Raw genomic sequence first — 16779 nt, 5'->3', positions numbered from 1 at the left:
GTTCCCTGGGCGACACCTCAACACTCGCCGACCCCTCCGTCGTCGATGACCTCATCAAAAACCGCAACAATACCTAATCGGGAGATCGGAAGATGATGGACGGAGATGTACTTACACGACCTGCAGTCTTGATCCTGCTGGGGCCTCCGGGCGCAGGCAAGGGCACCCAGGCACGCCGCCTGGAAGAAAAATTCGGGCTGGTTCAGTTGAGCACCGGTGACCTGCTGCGCGCAGCCGTGGCCGAAGGCACCGAAGCTGGCAAACAGGCCAAAGCGGTAATGGAAGCCGGTGGCCTGGTATCAGATGAAATCGTAATCGCGATTTTGCGTGATCGACTGGCGCAGGAAGACTGCCAAAACGGTGTTATTCTGGATGGTTTCCCCCGCACAACTGTGCAGGCAGAGGCGCTGGATGTATTGCTTCATGAAACCGGTCAACGCATCAATGCCGCGATCAACCTCAAGGTTGACGACGCCGCGATGGTTGAACGTATTTCAGGTCGCTACACCTGCGCTGACTGTGGCGAAGGCTTCCACGACAGCTTCAAACAGCCAAAAGTTCCAGGTGTTTGCGACAACTGTGGCAGCACCAACATGAAGCGCCGGGCAGATGACAACGCAGAAACCGTTGCCAGCCGCCTGGAGGCCTATCACGCACAAACAGCACCTTTGGTGAGCTACTACCAAACCAAAGGTGCATTGGCCCATATCGATGCAATGGGGGCCATCGACGACATCACCACAGCCTTGGGAACCGTTGTTTCCGACGCTTTGTGAGTGTTGACGTGGCTCGGCAGCGCCGGGCCACATCGCCGCATTTGATCAGCAATTCTGATCACACGCGTACACCCGGCGAAAGCTGGGTCAAGAAGGGAGAGGGTGTTTTCGGGAGGACAATCGAAACACCCACGTATGGAGGAAAAGGAGACCCGTTATGACGGATCAAACCACCAACTCCGCTGACAGCAGCCAGTCCGATAAGGGCTACTGGCAAGCTAACTTGCGGATAATCTATGTGAGCCTGGTGATCTGGGCTTTGGTATCATTTGGCTTTGGCATCCTGCTGCGTCCGATGCTTGCAGGCATCTCGGTAGGCGGCACTGACCTTGGCTTTTGGTTCGCCCAGCAGGGATCGATTCTTGTCTTTCTCGGCCTGATTTTCTTTTACGCCTGGCGGATGAACTCGCTGGACCGTGAACACGGCGTCGACGAGGAGTAAACACAGATGGATCAGTTTGTAATCAACCTGCTGTTTGTTGGCGCATCCTTCGCGCTTTACATCGGCATCGCGATCTGGGCCCGTGCGGGTTCCACATCTGAATTCTACGCGGCTGGCCGCGGCGTTCACCCGGTCACCAATGGTATGGCAACCGCGGCAGACTGGATGTCTGCGGCGTCGTTCATCTCTATGGCGGGCCTTATTGCCTTTACCGGCTACGATAACTCCTCCTTCCTGATGGGCTGGACCGGTGGTTACGTTTTGCTGGCTCTGCTGCTTGCACCTTACCTGCGTAAGTTTGGCAAGTTCACCGTATCCGAGTTCATCGGCGACCGTTTCTACAGCCAAACTGCACGTGTTGTTGCGGTGATCTGTCTGATCGTTGCTTCCACCACCTATGTGATCGGTCAGATGACTGGTGTTGGCGTTGCCTTTGGTCGCTTCCTCGAAGTCTCCAATGAAATGGGTCTCTTCATCGGTGCGGGCGTTGTATTTGCCTATGCGGTATTTGGCGGCATGAAAGGTGTGACATACACCCAGGTTGCGCAGTACTGCGTTCTGATCATGGCCTATACCATCCCGGCGATCTTCATCTCGCTGCAGCTGACCGGCACCCCGATCCCGGCGCTGGGTCTGTTTGGTGAGCACGCCGCCTCTGGTGAGCCGCTGCTGGCAAAACTGGACGCGATCGTAACCGAGCTGGGCTTCAACGAGTACACCGCACACCACTCCGACACCTTCAACATGGTTCTGTTTACCCTGTCGCTGATGATCGGTACCGCGGGTCTGCCCCACGTTATCATGCGCTTCTTTACCGTACCGCGCGTTGCTGATGCACGTTGGTCTGCAGGTTGGACCCTGGTGTTCATCGCTCTGCTCTACCTCACCGCTCCGGCTGTTGGTGCGATGGCGCGTCTGAACATCACCGAAATGATGTGGCCAAATGGCGGCATTGATGGCGGTGCTGTGACTGTTCAGCAGATCGAAAACGATCCGCAGTATGACTGGATGGCGACGTGGCAGAAAACCGGCCTTCTGGGTTGGGAAGACAAAAACGGCGACGGTGCGATCCAGTACTACAACGACAAGAACGCCGACATGGCCGCAATTGCCGAAGAAAAAGGCTGGGCGGGCAACGAGCTGACCAACTTCAACCGTGACATCCTGGTTCTTGCGAACCCTGAAATCGCCAACCTCCCAAGCTGGGTCATCGGCCTGGTGGCTGCAGGTGGTCTCGCGGCAGCTCTGTCTACCGCAGCGGGTCTTCTGCTGGCGATCTCTTCAGCGGTATCGCATGACTTGATCAAAGGTTCGATCAACCCGAACATCTCGGAAAAGAACGAGCTTCTGTCTGCACGTATTGCGATGGCTGTAGCGATTGCGGTTGCGACTTACCTCGGCCTCAACCCTCCGGGCTTTGCGGCACAAACCGTGGCTCTGGCCTTTGGTCTCGCAGCGGCGTCTATCTTCCCGGCACTGATGATGGGGATCTTCTCGACCCGCATCAACAACACCGGCGCAGTAGCAGGTATGATCGCAGGTCTGACCGTGACCCTGGTCTACATCTTCCTGCACAAAGGCTGGTTGTTCATTCCGGGCACCAACAGCTTCACCGATGCTGATCCGCTGCTGGGCACCGTTAAATCCACCTCGTTTGGTGCGATTGGTGCAGCCGTGAACTTCGCAGTGGCCTTCGTGGTTGCTGGCATGACCAAGGAAACTCCGAAGGAGATCAAAGATCTGGTCGAAAGCGTTCGCGTACCCCGTGGCGCAGGTGCCGCTCAGGACCACTAATGCTGAGAGGTTGGGCAAGGAAAGCCCTTGTCCAACCACAATAAATCTGGTCCTGTTCGGTTATCATCGAGCAGGACTTTTATTTTTGAAGGGTGTCTTTCATGGCCTTGAATGCGGATCAGATCACACGATTTCTGAAATCAGTGCACCCCTATGATTCACTGGAACCAGAGGCGCTTTTGCATCTGGCGCAAAGCTTTAAAGCAACCAGATATCCCGCCGACAGCTGGATCTATCATTTTGATCAACCCTCGCCGGGCCTGTTTCTGATTTATGAGGGCGCGGTCGAGGTCACCGATCAAAACGGCGCTGTGGTGTCACACCTCGGGCTGCGAAACTCCTTTGGCGAACGCGGCCTTTTGCGCGACGGAATTGCCGTCACCAATGCGCGCTCCGAAGAAGACAGCCTGCTGCTGCTGCTCTCGCCCACAGATTTTGAAGAGCTGCTCACCTCAAGCGCCGCCGCGCGCAAATTCTTTGATCGCTCCAGATCTGAAAAAACCGCGAGCCAGACAATTGCCAACAGCCGGGTGCAGGATCTGATGGCCTCCTCCCCGCGCATGTGCGCCCCAGAAGACAGCGTGCAACAGGCCGCGCAAACCATGCGCGATGCAGGCATTTCGTCGCTCTGCGTTGGCGAAGGCACGCGTCTTGCGGGCATTGTCACCACCAAAGATCTCACCAACAAAGTGCTGGCCGAGGCGCTGCCTGCGGACACATCCGTCGGCGACATCATGTCGGAAAACCCTTTTACCCTGCCCCCCACCGCGCTGGGGTCAGATGTGCTGCATATGATGATCAGCCGCCGCATCGCCCATATCCCAATTGTGGAAAACGGTGATCTTGTTGGCATTGTCACCCAGACCGATCTCACACGGTTTCAGGCCATCACCTCGGCCGAGCTGCTGCACCATATCGCAGAAGCCGAAACCGCCGAACAGATGGCCGAAGTTACCGCGCGTATTCCTTCGTTGTTGGTTCAGCTTGTCGGGGCCGGCAACCGCCATGAGGTGGTGACGCGTCTGATCACCGATATTGCCGATGCGGTCACCATGCGCCTGTTGGACCTCGCCGAACAAAAGCTCGGCCCGGCGCCCGCCGCCTATCTGTGGCTCGCCTGCGGCTCACAGGGTCGGCGCGAACAAACCGGTGTCAGCGATCAGGACAACTGCCTGATCCTGGACAATTCGGTGCGTGGCGAAGACATGCCCTATTTCCACGCCATGGCCAAATTTGTCTGCGACGGGCTGAACACCTGCGGCTACGTCTATTGCCCCGGTGATATGATGGCGACCAATGAACGCTGGTGTCAGCCGCTCCATGTCTGGCAGGAATATTTCGAGACCTGGATCGCAAAACCCGACCAAGAGGCGCAGATGCTGGCCTCGGTGATGTTTGATCTGCGCGCCATCGCGGGCGATCAAAGCCTGTTCAACAACCTGCACGAAGAGACCCTTGCAGCTGCTCGGAAGAACTCAATCTTTGTGGCGCATATGGTGTCTAATTCGCTGAAACACATGCCGCCTTTGGGGCTGTTGCGCGGTCTGGCAACCATCCGATCCGGTGAACACAAGAACCAGATCGATCTGAAACACAACGGGGTTGTGCCCGTGGTGGATCTGGCCCGCATCTACGCGCTGCAAGGTCAGCTGTTGTCAGCCAACACCCGCGCCCGCCTGGAAGAAGCCGCCCATGCCGGCGGTCTGAGCACATCCGGCGCGCATGATCTGCTGGATGCCTATGACATGATTGCAGAAACACGCCTGCAACATCAGGCGGCGCTGATCAAACAGGGCCGCGCCCCTGATAACTACCTATTGCCCGCTGAACTGTCTGATCTGGAACGCAGCCATCTGCGTGATGCGTTTGTGGTGGTGAAAACCATGCAATCCGCCGTTGGACAGGGACGCGGCGTCTTGAGCTAAGGGAAGCGCCGATACGGTGCTTTGGGAGGACTAAAATGTTTGTGGAACTTATTGCGACGATCCTCGCGGGTGTTGGCGGGGCGGGTGTTGCGCTTTTGCTCAACAAGATCAGCGGCAAACGTCTGCCACGCTGGATCACCCCTGTTTTTGCAGGTCTGGCCATGCTGGGTGTCACGATTTCAAACGAATACAGCTGGTACGGACGCACAAGTGGCAGCCTTCCTGAGGGTCTTGTTGTTGCTGAAACCGTCGAAAACAAAGCGCTCTACCGCCCTTGGACCTATGCTTTCCCCTATGTTGATCGCTTTGTTGCCGTAGATGAGGTCAACACACGCACCCATGAAAACCATCCGGGGCTGGTGCTGGCGGATCTCTACTTCTTTGGCCGCTGGTCCAGCGTCCACAAACTGCCCGTCCTCGCGGATTGCCCCGGTGGCAAACGCGCGGCACTGGCCGATGCAATTGATTTCACTGACGATGGCACTGTCACTGGGGCGGATTGGGTAAAAGCTCCTGAAGGCGACGCAGTGCTGCGGGCCTTATGTGGAGAGAGCGATGCTACATGATCTGGGACTGCGCACACGGGTATTGCTGTTTTTTGCACTGATTGCCCTCGCCGGGTTGGCCTGTTTGGGCATCGCCCTGTTTCTCGGCTACAGCCATCTTGCCGATGGCAGCCCCCAAAGCGCCTTTGCCTACACCGGGCTGATTGCCGCCTTTGGCATTGTTGGTGTGACCGCAGGGGTCTGGTTGCTCTTCGATGAGAACGTGGCAAAACCAATTGAACGCATCGCCGCTGATATGCGCAGCCGCGCCCATGCGGGCGTCGATACCACCATCGATACCAACAAAGCGCGCTACCTGGGTGATCTTGCTCCGGCCGCGCGTGCGGTTACCGGCCAGCTTAGCCATTCCAGTACTGCAGCCGCCCGTGCAGTTGCAGATGCCACCGCGCAGCTTTCAGCGGATAAGGAATATCTGACAGCCCTTCTGACCGATATTCCCCTGGCAATTGTTCTGGTCAACAAGGCCCATCAGATCGTGCTTTATGATGGGCAGTCTTCCGGCCTGCTAAGCCAAATTCATGTCCCGCGTCTCAATGCTTCGATCTTTGATTATTTTGACCGTGAGCAAGTCCTGACCACATTGGCCAAACTGGAAGCAGGTCAGACAGAGGTTTCGATCGCGCTGAATTGTGCGGATCGGCGGCTTGAGATGGATGTGCGGATGCGCAAACTCAGCCGGGCCGAAGGCTACATGATGATCCTGGATGAAGCACACGCCACCATGTCCCCGGATGATGCGCGCCCGCTGATCTTTGATTTCAGCCTGGCACCTGGGGCCAATACCTCAGACAGGCGGCCGTTAAGCGCGATGAATTTTGTGGTTTTTGATACCGAGACCACCGGGCTTATGCCGCATAAAGACGACATTGTACAAATCGGTGCCGTCCGGGTGGTGAACGGGCGCATTGTTGTTGGCGAAGAATTTGACCAGCTGGTAAATCCGGGCCGCGCCATTCCCAAGGCGTCGACACTGGTGCATGGGATCGCAGATCAAATGGTGCTTGATGCGCCGGATCCCACCACCGCAACCCGCCAGTTCCACAAATATGCCCAAGACGCGGTCATCGTCGCCCATAACGCGCCTTTTGATATGGCCTTTATGCGCCGCTACGGGAAATCCGCGCATATTCAATGGGATCATCAGATCCTTGATACGGTTTTGCTCTCCGCCATTCTGTTTGGCGCCAGTGAAACCCATACGCTCGACGCATTGTGTCAGCGCCTTGATGTCACCATTCCCGAAAACCTGCGCCACACCGCGCTTGGCGATGCCCAGGCCACCGCTGAGGTGCTGTGCAAAATGCTGCCCATGCTCGCCTCGCGCGGGCTTACCTCCTTTGAACAGGTGGTGGCTGAAACACGCAAACACGGCAAGCTTCTGGAAGATCTGAACTGAGACCTTTGCAAATAGATTGAAACTGTTTCGATCAATTGCCTGTTGCTTTTGTCAGGCAACTCCCTTTAAAGGCCCTGAAACCGGTCGCAGCCTACCCGGTCACCAAAACAAGGGTCGAAAAATGAAAACTATCGTTATCTGCTCCGGCGGGATGGATTCTGTTGCGCTTGCTCATATTGTGGCACGTGATTATGAACTGACCCGCCTTGTGTCGTTTGACTATGGTCAGCGCCACCGCAAGGAACTGGATTTTGCCGCTCAGGCCGCAAAACGCCTGAACGTCCCACATCAGATCATCGACATGCGCGGCATTGGTGCAGCCCTCACAGGCTCGGCGCTCACCGATGACATCGATGTGCCCGATGGGCACTATGCCGAAGAAACCATGAAAATCACCGTGGTGCCCAACCGCAACGCCATCATGCTGACTATTGCCTTTGGCGTTGCTGCGGCCAATGGTGATGATGCGGTGGCGACCGCGGTACATGGGGGTGATCACTTCATCTATCCCGATTGCCGCCCCGCCTTTACCGAATCCTTTGAAGCAATGCAGATGGCTGCCTTGGACGGCTATGCAAACGTCAAACTGTTCACACCGTTTGTACATAAATCAAAGGCGGATATCGCCACCGAAGGGGCCGCTGCACAGACCCCGTTCAAAGACACCTGGTCCTGCTACAAGGGCGGCGAAAATCACTGCGGCCGCTGCGGCACCTGTGTGGAACGCCGCGAAGCCTTTGACCTTGCAGGTATCCCGGATCCAACGCTCTACGATGATCCTGAGTTTTGGAAATCAGCCCTGAAGGAGGCGCCATAATGTACCGCATTGCCAAAGAGTTCCAATTCTCTGCCTCCCACAACCTCACCACCCTGCCCGATGGCCACCCCTGCCGCCGCGTGCATGGCCATAACTACAAGCTTGAGGTTGAACTGGTCGCAGCTGAACTGAACGAACATGGGTTTGTGCGCGAATACCGCGATCTTGACCTGCTCAAAACCTATATTGATGAATGCTTTGATCACCGCCACCTGAACGATGTGCTGGACATGCCAACCTCTGAGGTTCTGGCAAAACACTTCTATGACTGGTGCAAAGAACGCTGGGATGAGGTCGCCGCGGTGCGTATCTCTGAAACCCCAAAGATCTGGGCTGAATACCGGCCATGACACTGCGGATCGTTGAAATCTTTGGTCCCACGATTCAGGGCGAAGGCGCGCTGATCGGGGAGCCAACGGTCTTTGTGCGCGCGGGCGGCTGCGATTATCGTTGCAGCTGGTGTGACAGCATGCATGCGGTTGATACCAGCTATCGCCACACCTGGGAAAAAATGTCCACAGAAGCCGTCTGGAGCGAGGTTGAAAAACTCTCCAACGGCGCGCCGATCACGGTGTCAATCAGTGGCGGCAACCCGGCGATCCAGAACTTTGGCCCCTTGATCACCCAGGGCAAATCGCACGGCTACCGCTTTGCCTGTGAAACCCAAGGCTCCATTGCCAGCCCCTGGTTCAAGGATCTCGACACTTTGGTGTTGTCCCCCAAACCCCCATCCAGCGGGCAAACAACCGATTGGGCAAAGTTTGAAAGCTGCCTGGAGGCCGCGCAGGATCAACCCGATCTGGCGCTGAAAATCGTCATTTTTGATGACACAGACTACGCCTGGGCGCAGGATGTTGCACAACGCTACCCGCAGATGCCGCTGTATCTGCAACCGGGCAACCCCGAGTCTGATCCCGAAACACCGGTGCCGCTGCAGGCCTCTATCGATCGTTTGAACTGGCTTGTTGAAAAAACCGTGGCGGACAGCTGGTTTCGCCCCCGCGTCCTACCACAGCTGCATGTTCTGCTCTGGGGCAACCAACGCGGCGTCTAACTGAGGAAAACGCTATGACTGATAGTATTTACAGCAACCTGAAACAATTGGGCGGCGATACCGTTATGCCCGCAAGCCCAGACCAGGCCGAGCTGGAGCGCGTACAAAACCCCCAGGCGGATGTGCTCTATAATGTGCGCTTTACCGCACCGGAATTTACGTCGCTGTGTCCCATGACCGGTCAGCCCGATTTTGCCCATCTGATGATTGACTATGTGCCAGGGGATTGGCTGGTCGAAAGCAAGTCTTTGAAACTGTTTCTGGGTTCATTCAGAAACCACGGCGCATTCCACGAAGACTGCACCGTGTCTATCGCGCGCCGTCTGCAGGATTTTCTAGATCCCAAATGGCTGCGCATTGGCGGCTATTGGTATCCGCGCGGTGGCATCCCAATTGATGTGTTCTGGCAAACCGGCCCCTGCCCAGAAGGTGTCTGGATCCCAGACCAAAGCGTGCCCCCCTATCGTGGACGCGGCTGAGCTAAGGCTCGGACGTTGCCAGCGGCGACGTGTAACGATCGGTCAGAGCCAACAGCTCTGCCGGCGTTACGGGTTTGCGCAAGCAGCTATCCACACGCAATTGCGTAAACGCCGTGGAATCCGGGCCCTGGCATTTTTCCATCATGCCGATAATCGGTATTTCACGTACTCCGGCCTGCTGATCATCGCGAATGCGTTCAACCGTATCATCATCGCCGCTTTGACGAATATCGAGGTTAAGAATAAGCATTGCAAAATGCCACGGCCGCGCGCGCAGCCAGGAAAGCCCCTCACCACTGCTGCCTGCGGTTTCAACCTTAATATCCAAGGCGCGCGCGATTTCCCGCATCATAAAGCGGATCGATGCATCTTCTTCGATAATTAACACTGTATTGGATCGTTTCATTGCAGTGCCCTCTGAACCTCACCATCAAACACCGCGGCGCAGAAACCTAAGCCAAGTGGTGTTTCGAGCGATAATTGACCAAACACTTAATGTGCATATTATGCACAAAATCAACCGTACATTGTTTTTTACAAAGAATAAACATCTTTCATTATTCGCATGTGTACTAACAGCGCTGGCCCTATAGGCGATCGCGCAATGAATACCACAGCATCGCCAGCACCAAGAGCGGGCTACGCAGGCGCATCCCACCGGGGAATTTCTGGCTAGGCACCTGGGAAAACACATCAAATCGCTCAGCCTGCCCGGCAACAGCCTGGGCTGCGATCTGCCCTGCCAGGGTCGCCATAGCAACGCCATGCCCCGAAAATCCGGACAGGCTAATGATATTGCCCGCCAGCCGTTCGAAATGCGGCATGCGATTCATGGTGATCCCAAGGGTTCCGCCCCAGGCAAAATCGATGTTCACATCAGCCAATTGTGGGAAAATTTCAGCCAAGGGTTTGCGAACCTTGGCGGCGATATCAGTCGGGAATTTATAGCCATAGCTTTCAGTGCCACCAAACAGCAGCCGGTGATCGTCAGAAAAGCGGAAATAGTTCACAACAAACTTGCTATCTGCCACAGCGTAGTTCTGGCGCAATATGGCCCGTTGCCCTTCAACGCCCAATGGCTCGGTCGCCACAACATAGTTGTTGATCGGCATGACCTTTGACGCAACTTTTGGCTCAAGCCCGCCCAGATAGCCGTTGCAACCCAAGACCACAAATTTCGCGGTAACCTGCCCGTGGTCGGTCTGCACCTGCGCGGGATCCCCACGCTCAATATCCGTGACCCGCGTGGTTTCAAAAATTCGCACACCCGCATCACGCGCCAACCGTGCCAGGCCAAAGGCAAAGGCCAGCGGATGAATATGCCCGGCCCCCATATCCAAAGTGCCACCATGATAGGCCGGGGAATTTACCAGCTGCCGCAGTTCGTCCTGTTCCAGAAAAGAGATGCGATCATAGCCGTAGTGTTCATTTAATTTGGCCACATAATCGCGGCTATGCGGTACAAATCGCGGCCGGTGATCTGCATGAATAATACCGGGGTGGAACTCTGCTTCAACCTTGTCTGATGCGGCGAGCTCGCGCACCAGATCCACCGATTGATTGGCCAGATGCCACAGGGCTTTTGCGTGCTCAGCACCAACCAGCTGCTCAAGCTCATCTTGATCAAGCCGTTGCCCCTGCCCCACTTGTCCGCCATTGCGCCCGGATGCGCCAAAGCCAACCCGCTGCGCATCAAGCAGCGCCACATCATAGCCCGCACGCGCCAGATGCAGCGCCGTCGACAGGCCCATAAACCCACCGCCAATGACACAGACATCGCAGGAAATATGCCCATCTAACGCAGCAAACGGCGCGAGGGGACGCGCCGTTTGTGCATAGTAAGAGCTTGGATAGACACCAACAGCGTCATTGGCAGTCAAAAGATCCATGGTCACACCTTTCTGTCAAACGGGGCTCATTTGACAGAAACCTAACCCACCGCGTAAATTTGATCAAATATTTGCGGCGGGTCGGTGATCACTTTGCGGAATTATTTACAAGCCGCAAAAGAATTGCCCATAGACTGCAACAGCTCCACATAGAAGTTGGGGCCAAGGTCCAACGTGGTGCCCAGCGGATCCACTTCCAGTTCTTTCACGCCTGTGCCGTCAGCGATGGTTCGCACCAGGCCTTTGTTGTACTGCGGCTCGGTATAGACGCAGGAAACATTCAGCTTACGCACGGTTTCCTGAATTTCTGCGATCCGTGCAGCGCTTGGCTTTGACGCATCCCCAATCGAAATTGCACCAGTGGCGGCAAGATCGAATTCCTTTTCGAAATACTGATAGGCATCGTGGAACACAACAAAACGAGCGTCCTGCACAGGCTTCAGCGCTGCAGAGATGCTTGCGATTGCAGCGTCCAGTTCCGCTTTGCCGGCTTTTGCATTGTCCTGATAGGCCTGTGCATTTTCAGGGTCATGCTCTGCCAACTCTTCCGCGATCACATCCAGCCAGAGTTTGCCATTTGTTGCTGACAGCCAGGCGTGGGGGTCAACGCCATCATGGGCGTGGTTGTGTTCATCATCATGATCGTCGCCGTGCTCGTCCCCGTGCTCATCATGGTGATCGTCGTGGCCTTCATGCGCATGATCTTTGTGGTCATCATCATCCGCGTGATCGCCGTGATCGCCGTGATCGCCGTGATCGTGGGCTTCCTCATGTTCCTCATGATGTCCATGGTCATCATGCTCTTTGTGATCATCGTGGTGATCATCGCCATGCTCATCCTCATGATCCTCATGATCATGGGCTTCAAACGTCGCACCCTGTCTGAACTCATAGGTCACATTGCCTTTGACGCTCAGCAGCTCGATCACATGGGCGCTGGTGCTCAGCTCCTCAATAGGCTGCTCCAGCCAGGGAACCAGGCTTTCGCCAATCCAGAAAACAAGATCAGCCTCATCCAGCGCGCGCGCATCTGATGGACGCATGGAATAGTGGTGCGGCGATGATCCAGGGCGCACAATCAGCGAGGGCTCACCCACACCTGACATCACTCGGGACACCAGCCCGTGAACCGGTGCAATATCTGTCACCACTTTGGGTGCATCAGCGGATGCCGAACCAGTTGCGGCAAAAAAGGCTGCAGCGACGGCGTATGACGTGCGTTTCATCAGACAAACCCTGTAATATTATAACATCACCCGGGTTGTTATATGCCAAAACATTACATATCAAGGAGAAAGTAATTCCAGCGGAGGCACTATGCGTTCTCTCAGCTTTGAACACCACAATCACGCGCATTGTGTCGAGGACACAATACGTAACGTTGCACAACACTGCGCAGCGCATAAGCTGCAGTTTACCGCAATGCGCCAGCGCGTGCTTGAAATCATGCTGCAAGAACATCGTGCTTGGGGCGCCTATGAGATCCTCGACCGCCTCCGCGAGGAAGGGCACAGCGCGCAGCCCCCCGTTGCCTACCGTGCTCTGGATTTTCTCGTGAGCAACGGTTTTGCCCATAAGATTGAACGCCTGAATGCTTTCATTGCCTGTTTTGATCCCGCGCAGGATCATGTGCCATTCTTTATGATTTGTCGAAAATGCCACAGCGTCGCGGAAACGCACGCTGATGAAGATCGGGCATTTCTCAACAAGATCGCACTGAATATGGGCTTTGAAATCGAACGTACTGTTGTAGAAGCCGAAGGGGTATGCCCCCAATGCCGGACCTAATATACACATGAGCCATGTTTCTCTCGAAGGAGTGTCTCTCGCCTACGGCGGGAAGACGGTGCTGTCCAATGTCAGTTTCGCAATTGACGCTGGAGAGATCGTGACCATCGTTGGTCCAAACGGCTCCGGAAAATCCTCTCTCTTGCGGCTGATCATTGGGGCCACCACCCCAACACAGGGGGCCGTCATCAAAAAGACCGGTCTGCGCATTGGCTATGTGCCGCAAAAACTGCATATCGATCCAACCCTGCCATTAACCGTGCGCCGGTTTTTGAGCCTGCCCAAACGCGTTGATGACAGTACCGCCTTTGAAGCACTGGAACGTGTTGGGGCAGATAAACTGGTCAAACAACAAATGACCGATCTCTCCGGAGGTCAATTCCAGCGGGTTCTTTTGGCCCGCGCGCTGCTGAACACACCGGATCTATTGATCCTGGATGAGGCCACACAGGGCCTTGATCAACCCGGATCCGCTGCGTTTTACCGCCTGGTTGAAACCGTGCGCCAAGACCTAGGATGCGCGGTTTTGATGGTCAGCCATGAGCTGCATGTGGTAATGGCCGCGTCTGATCGGGTGGTTTGCCTGAACGGTCACATCTGCTGTCAGGGCGCGCCTGAACAGGTTGCATCCGCACCGGAATATCGCGCCCTGTTTGGCACCGGCACCCAGGGCGCGCTGGCACTTTATCGCCATGAACACAATCACAGCCATGACTGTGCCTCCTCTCACGAAGGATCCGCTGCGTGACATTTCTCGATGATTTCATGATCCGGGCCACTTTGGCCGGGATTGGCCTCTGTATTGCTGCTGCCCCTTTGGGCTGTTTTGTTGTCTGGCGGCGGATGGCCTATTTCGGGGATGCGACGGCCCATGCCTCGATCCTTGGGGTTGCCCTGGCGCTCACCTTTGACATCTCGATATTTGCCGGGGTTCTGGCCATGGCGTTGGTGATGGCCACAACCGTTTCGACCCTTTCTGGGCGGGGCTATACAATGGATACGATGCTGGGGGTAATGGCGCATTCAGCCCTGGCACTTGGGCTGGTGGCCGTATCCTTTCTGAACGGCGTTCGCATTGATCTGATGGCCTATCTTTTTGGCGATATTCTTGCGGTTGGGCGCATAGATCTACTGGTGATCTGGCTTGGCAGCGGAGCTACGCTTGGCCTGCTGATATGGCGCTGGTCTGCATTGCTCACCGCCACTTTGAACCCGGATCTGGCGCGTGCCGCAGGGATTGACCCACGCCGCGAGCAATTGGTTCTGACCCTCGCGCTTGCTGTGGTGGTTGCGGTTGCGATGAAAGTTGTGGGCGTGCTGCTGATTGCGGCGATGTTGATCGTGCCCGCAGCCACCGCCCGCGCCTTTGCCAACGGGCCGGAACGGATGGCGGTGACCGCCGTTGCTATTGGCTGCCTGTCAGTTCTGTGCGGAATACGGGCATCTTATATCGCCGACACCCCAACCGGGCCCACAATTGTCTCGCTTGCGGCCCTCTTTTTTGTGGTGGCCACGCTGTTCACAACCTTGGTGCAGAAACGCAGAAAACGGATTCTGTAAAATCGATCTTACGTCCCGGTCTTGACCGCAGGCGCGTGCCCTGCCTCAGCCCATTTTTCACAGGCTGCCAATAGGGATTTCTTGCTGATCGGCTTGCTCAGAAAGTCATTCATCCCAACGGCAAGACATTTGTCTTTGTGCGATTGCAGCGCATTGGCGGTGAGCGCAACAATCGGAACCTGATGGGTCACACCTTCACGCACTTCCAACTCGCGAATCTCTTTGGTCGCCTGAAGCCCGTCCATCACCGGCATCATCATATCCATCAAGATTATGTCAGGCCGCTGCTGTTTGAACATTTCAAGCGCTTCAGCGCCGTTTACCGCAAGACTTAGATCCACCATCGCATCTTTCAGCATACGGCTCACCACCAGCTGGTTGGTGCGATTGTCTTCGGCCATAAGCACCCGTACACGCTTGCTGAATCCAAACGTAGCAGGCGTTGTGGTGGCCGCGGGTTCAACACTTGGATGCATGGCCAAAGTGCTGCCAATCACCCGCTGCAACTGGGCAGACCGCACCGGTTTTGTGGTCACCCGACACGGTGCCAGGGCTTCAATCTCTGACTTTTCAAGCGGCTGTTCAACGGATGACAGAACGATAATCGGCAATTTACGACACTGCGGCAGCGCCCGGATCTGGCGGGCAAGCTCTCCGCCATCCATCACCGGCATCTGGAAGTCCTGCACAACCATGTCAAAGTAACCTTCTTCATGCTGTTTCAGCAGGTTCAGGCCATCCGCTGCACAGGTCGCGGTTTCACATTTCATGCCCCAGTTCTGCAGGCGTTCGGTCAGAATGATCCGATTGACTTCAAGATCGTCAACAACCAGCGCCCGCAGCCCGTGCAGAGCCACAGAACTGTTTTTCGTCTCTCTGACAACACCTTCGCCCACCGGCAGTGGCAGGCTCAGCGTGAACACGCTCCCCTGTCCCACCGATGACGTCACCGCAATCCGGCCCCCCATCAATTTCAACAGGCGCTCAGAAATCGCCAGACCCAGCCCCGTGCCCTCAAAATTGCGGGTAGCGGCCCCATCAACCTGTTCAAACGCGCTGAAGATCGTGTCGAGCTTCTCTTGCGGAATGCCAATCCCGGTGTCCTGCACCGCGATCTTTAGCATGTATTGATCACCGCTCATCTCACCGGTCACATCAATACAGACATAGCCACGCAGCGTGAACTTGACCGCATTGCCTGCGATGTTGGTGATGATCTGTCGGATACGGCCAATATCCCCCACAAAAACCTCGGGCAGGGTGGGATCAAAACGCAGTGCAATTTCAATGCCCTTCTCATTGGCAGTGGGCGACAGCAAGGTCACCACATCTTCCAGAGCGGTCAGGAAATTGAACGGAGCTTTATCCAGCTCCATCTTCCCGGCCTCAATCTTTGAGAAGTTCAAAATATCATTGATAATGGTCAGCAGCGCCGCGCCCGATTTGGAAATCGTCTCTGCATACATCCGCTGATCTTCATCGAGATCCGTTTCCAAAATCAGCTCAGCCATGCCGATGACACCATTCATAGGTGTCCGGATTTCATGCGACATATTGGCCAGAAATTCCGATTTGGCCTGATTGGCGATATCCGCCGACTCGCGCGCCTGTTCCAGCGCAAACTCACGTTCGTCGCGTTCATCAAACGTGTCTTCCAGCACCCCAACCGAATAATTGAGCGCCCAAAACTCCCGCGATGCATACCAAGGCAGGCTGCGGCTTTGTCGTTTCATCCCGGAAATCGCATCAGACATCCGCTGGTGAATCATGCCAAGCGGTCGCAGGGTCAACAGATGAACAAGAACCCAGACCAAAACGGAAAGCCCGGCAACAGAGAGCCCGGTCCACATGATCGTTTGCTGGACCCGCTCTTCCACCAAAGCAGTGCCTTCGCTGGTGGACCATTTCACAACCATTTCGCCAAACGAAAACCCATCCAATTCGATCGGCCGGTTGTACATCACAAAATTGTCAGAAACAGTCACCTCTGCGCTGGCTTCGGCAATCACATCACCGTTATCATTAAGAATATTGATCGCCAAAAGCTTTGGATTGCGCGCAATGGCTTCGATCAGCCCGGTCTGCAGCACCGGAACATCCTCGATGATGATCGATTCAAGCATCAAACCGCTCAACAGTGAAACGGTCAGGTCAGCTTGCTCCTCCAGTTGCTGATGCAAACGTTGTGCTTCAGAATTTTGAGCAACAAAACCAACCACATAGGCCACCAGAACTGCGGCCAAAGACAACGATAGAACAATCTGCGAAAGGATGCCGGTGCGTTTCATTTAGT

General features: G+C 55.6%; 17 protein-coding genes. 13 read left to right on the top strand and 4 right to left on the bottom strand.

What is annotated here, in order from left to right:
* Positions 1-95 precede the first annotated feature (95 nt).
* The 10 genes from GG681_RS14735 (at position 96) to queF (ending at position 9249) form a co-directional block, all read left to right on the top strand.
* Positions 96-776, top strand: coding sequence for an adenylate kinase (locus GG681_RS14735; RefSeq protein WP_153548800.1), 681 nt, complete (start codon positions 96-98; stop codon positions 774-776).
* 157 nt (positions 777-933) lie between these two features.
* Positions 934-1218 carry a DUF4212 domain-containing protein gene (locus GG681_RS14730; RefSeq protein WP_153548789.1) on the top strand — a complete coding sequence of 95 codons (285 nt, stop codon included), beginning with the start codon at positions 934-936 and terminating at the stop codon, positions 1216-1218.
* A gap of 6 nt (positions 1219-1224) precedes the next feature.
* Positions 1225-3012 carry a sodium:solute symporter family protein gene (locus GG681_RS14725; RefSeq protein WP_153548788.1) on the top strand — a complete coding sequence of 596 codons (1788 nt, stop codon included), beginning with the start codon at positions 1225-1227 and terminating at the stop codon, positions 3010-3012.
* Between the two features lie 101 nt (positions 3013-3113).
* On the top strand, positions 3114-4937 hold the full coding sequence (locus GG681_RS14720; RefSeq protein WP_153548787.1) for a DUF294 nucleotidyltransferase-like domain-containing protein: 1824 nt from the start codon (positions 3114-3116) through the stop codon (positions 4935-4937).
* A gap of 35 nt (positions 4938-4972) precedes the next feature.
* Positions 4973-5503, top strand: a complete 531-nt coding sequence (locus GG681_RS14715; protein ID WP_153548786.1) for a hypothetical protein — start codon at positions 4973-4975, stop codon at positions 5501-5503.
* Positions 5493-6899, top strand: coding sequence for an exonuclease domain-containing protein (locus GG681_RS14710; RefSeq protein WP_153548785.1), 1407 nt, complete (start codon positions 5493-5495; stop codon positions 6897-6899). The genes GG681_RS14715 and GG681_RS14710 overlap by 11 nt, the downstream gene beginning before the upstream one ends.
* Before the next feature lie 121 nt (positions 6900-7020).
* Positions 7021-7716, top strand: a complete 696-nt coding sequence (gene queC, locus GG681_RS14705; RefSeq protein WP_153548784.1) for a 7-cyano-7-deazaguanine synthase QueC — start codon at positions 7021-7023, stop codon at positions 7714-7716.
* Entirely contained in the window at positions 7716-8066 is a 351-nt protein-coding gene (locus tag GG681_RS14700; protein WP_153548783.1) for a 6-pyruvoyl trahydropterin synthase family protein, read from the top strand. Before queC ends, GG681_RS14700 begins: the two co-directional genes overlap by 1 nt.
* Positions 8063-8770, top strand: a complete 708-nt coding sequence (gene queE / locus GG681_RS14695) for a 7-carboxy-7-deazaguanine synthase QueE (RefSeq protein WP_153548782.1) — start codon at positions 8063-8065, stop codon at positions 8768-8770. The genes GG681_RS14700 and queE overlap by 4 nt, the downstream gene beginning before the upstream one ends.
* 14 nt (positions 8771-8784) lie before the next feature.
* Entirely contained in the window at positions 8785-9249 is a 465-nt protein-coding gene (gene queF, locus GG681_RS14690) for a preQ(1) synthase (RefSeq protein WP_153548781.1), read from the top strand.
* A 1-nt stretch (position 9250) separates the two neighbouring features.
* Here queF and GG681_RS14685 read toward each other — a convergent pair whose 3' ends face one another.
* From GG681_RS14685 to GG681_RS14675, 3 genes are all read right to left on the bottom strand, one after another.
* A complete protein-coding gene (locus tag GG681_RS14685) occupies positions 9251-9655 on the bottom strand; it encodes a response regulator (RefSeq protein ID WP_153548780.1) in 405 nt (134 codons plus the stop codon).
* Positions 9656-9836: 181 nt separating this feature from the next.
* Positions 9837-11138: an NAD(P)/FAD-dependent oxidoreductase gene (locus GG681_RS14680; RefSeq protein WP_153548779.1), complete on the bottom strand. Its 1302-nt coding sequence runs from the start codon at positions 11136-11138 to the stop codon at positions 9837-9839.
* 101 nt (positions 11139-11239) lie between these two features.
* Entirely contained in the window at positions 11240-12364 is a 1125-nt protein-coding gene (locus GG681_RS14675) for a zinc ABC transporter substrate-binding protein (RefSeq protein WP_153548778.1), read from the bottom strand.
* Positions 12365-12455: 91 nt separating this feature from the next.
* Between GG681_RS14675 and GG681_RS14670 the strand changes: the two genes are divergently transcribed.
* Genes GG681_RS14670 through GG681_RS14660 form a run of 3 tightly spaced genes read left to right on the top strand, consistent with a single transcriptional unit; the run spans position 12456 to position 14486 of the window.
* Complete coding sequence (locus GG681_RS14670; protein WP_153548777.1) at positions 12456-12926, top strand: Fur family transcriptional regulator; 471 nt, start codon at positions 12456-12458, stop codon at positions 12924-12926.
* A 7-nt stretch (positions 12927-12933) separates the two neighbouring features.
* Positions 12934-13674, top strand: coding sequence for a zinc ABC transporter ATP-binding protein ZnuC (znuC, locus tag GG681_RS14665; protein ID WP_153548776.1), 741 nt, complete (start codon positions 12934-12936; stop codon positions 13672-13674).
* Complete coding sequence (locus tag GG681_RS14660; protein WP_328593406.1) at positions 13671-14486, top strand: metal ABC transporter permease; 816 nt, start codon at positions 13671-13673, stop codon at positions 14484-14486. The genes znuC and GG681_RS14660 overlap by 4 nt, the downstream gene beginning before the upstream one ends.
* Before the next feature lie 8 nt (positions 14487-14494).
* Here the strand turns inward: GG681_RS14660 and GG681_RS14655 are convergent, their stop codons facing one another.
* A complete protein-coding gene (locus GG681_RS14655) occupies positions 14495-16774 on the bottom strand; it encodes a response regulator (RefSeq protein WP_153548775.1) in 2280 nt (759 codons plus the stop codon).
* Positions 16775-16779: the final 5 nt, after the last annotated feature.

It is taken from the genome of Tritonibacter aquimaris (genome assembly GCF_009617595.1).
In the GTDB taxonomy this organism is placed as follows: domain Bacteria; phylum Pseudomonadota; class Alphaproteobacteria; order Rhodobacterales; family Rhodobacteraceae; genus Epibacterium; species Epibacterium aquimaris.
Note: the sequence above shows the minus strand (reverse complement) of the source record. Positions and strands in the feature narration are given on the sequence as shown.

What these genes read in the sequence shown, in the direction of transcription:
- GG681_RS14735 (WP_153548800.1), top strand. Translation starts at nt 96, where the DNA reads ATGGACGGAGATGTACTTACACGACCTGCAGTCTTGATCCTGCTGGGG.
- GG681_RS14730 (WP_153548789.1), top strand. Translation starts at nt 934, where the DNA reads ATGACGGATCAAACCACCAACTCCGCTGACAGCAGCCAGTCCGATAAG.
- GG681_RS14725 (WP_153548788.1), top strand. Translation starts at nt 1,225, where the DNA reads ATGGATCAGTTTGTAATCAACCTGCTGTTTGTTGGCGCATCCTTCGCG.
- GG681_RS14720 (WP_153548787.1), top strand. Translation starts at nt 3,114, where the DNA reads ATGGCCTTGAATGCGGATCAGATCACACGATTTCTGAAATCAGTGCAC.
- GG681_RS14715 (WP_153548786.1), top strand. Translation starts at nt 4,973, where the DNA reads ATGTTTGTGGAACTTATTGCGACGATCCTCGCGGGTGTTGGCGGGGCG.
- GG681_RS14710 (WP_153548785.1), top strand. Translation starts at nt 5,493, where the DNA reads ATGCTACATGATCTGGGACTGCGCACACGGGTATTGCTGTTTTTTGCA.
- queC (WP_153548784.1), top strand. Translation starts at nt 7,021, where the DNA reads ATGAAAACTATCGTTATCTGCTCCGGCGGGATGGATTCTGTTGCGCTT.
- GG681_RS14700 (WP_153548783.1), top strand. Translation starts at nt 7,716, where the DNA reads ATGTACCGCATTGCCAAAGAGTTCCAATTCTCTGCCTCCCACAACCTC.
- queE (WP_153548782.1), top strand. Translation starts at nt 8,063, where the DNA reads ATGACACTGCGGATCGTTGAAATCTTTGGTCCCACGATTCAGGGCGAA.
- queF (WP_153548781.1), top strand. Translation starts at nt 8,785, where the DNA reads ATGACTGATAGTATTTACAGCAACCTGAAACAATTGGGCGGCGATACC.
- GG681_RS14685 (WP_153548780.1), bottom strand. Translation starts at nt 9,655, where the DNA reads ATGAAACGATCCAATACAGTGTTAATTATCGAAGAAGATGCATCGATC.
- GG681_RS14680 (WP_153548779.1), bottom strand. Translation starts at nt 11,138, where the DNA reads ATGGATCTTTTGACTGCCAATGACGCTGTTGGTGTCTATCCAAGCTCT.
- GG681_RS14675 (WP_153548778.1), bottom strand. Translation starts at nt 12,364, where the DNA reads ATGAAACGCACGTCATACGCCGTCGCTGCAGCCTTTTTTGCCGCAACT.
- GG681_RS14670 (WP_153548777.1), top strand. Translation starts at nt 12,456, where the DNA reads ATGCGTTCTCTCAGCTTTGAACACCACAATCACGCGCATTGTGTCGAG.
- znuC (WP_153548776.1), top strand. Translation starts at nt 12,934, where the DNA reads ATGAGCCATGTTTCTCTCGAAGGAGTGTCTCTCGCCTACGGCGGGAAG.
- GG681_RS14655 (WP_153548775.1), bottom strand. Translation starts at nt 16,774, where the DNA reads ATGAAACGCACCGGCATCCTTTCGCAGATTGTTCTATCGTTGTCTTTG.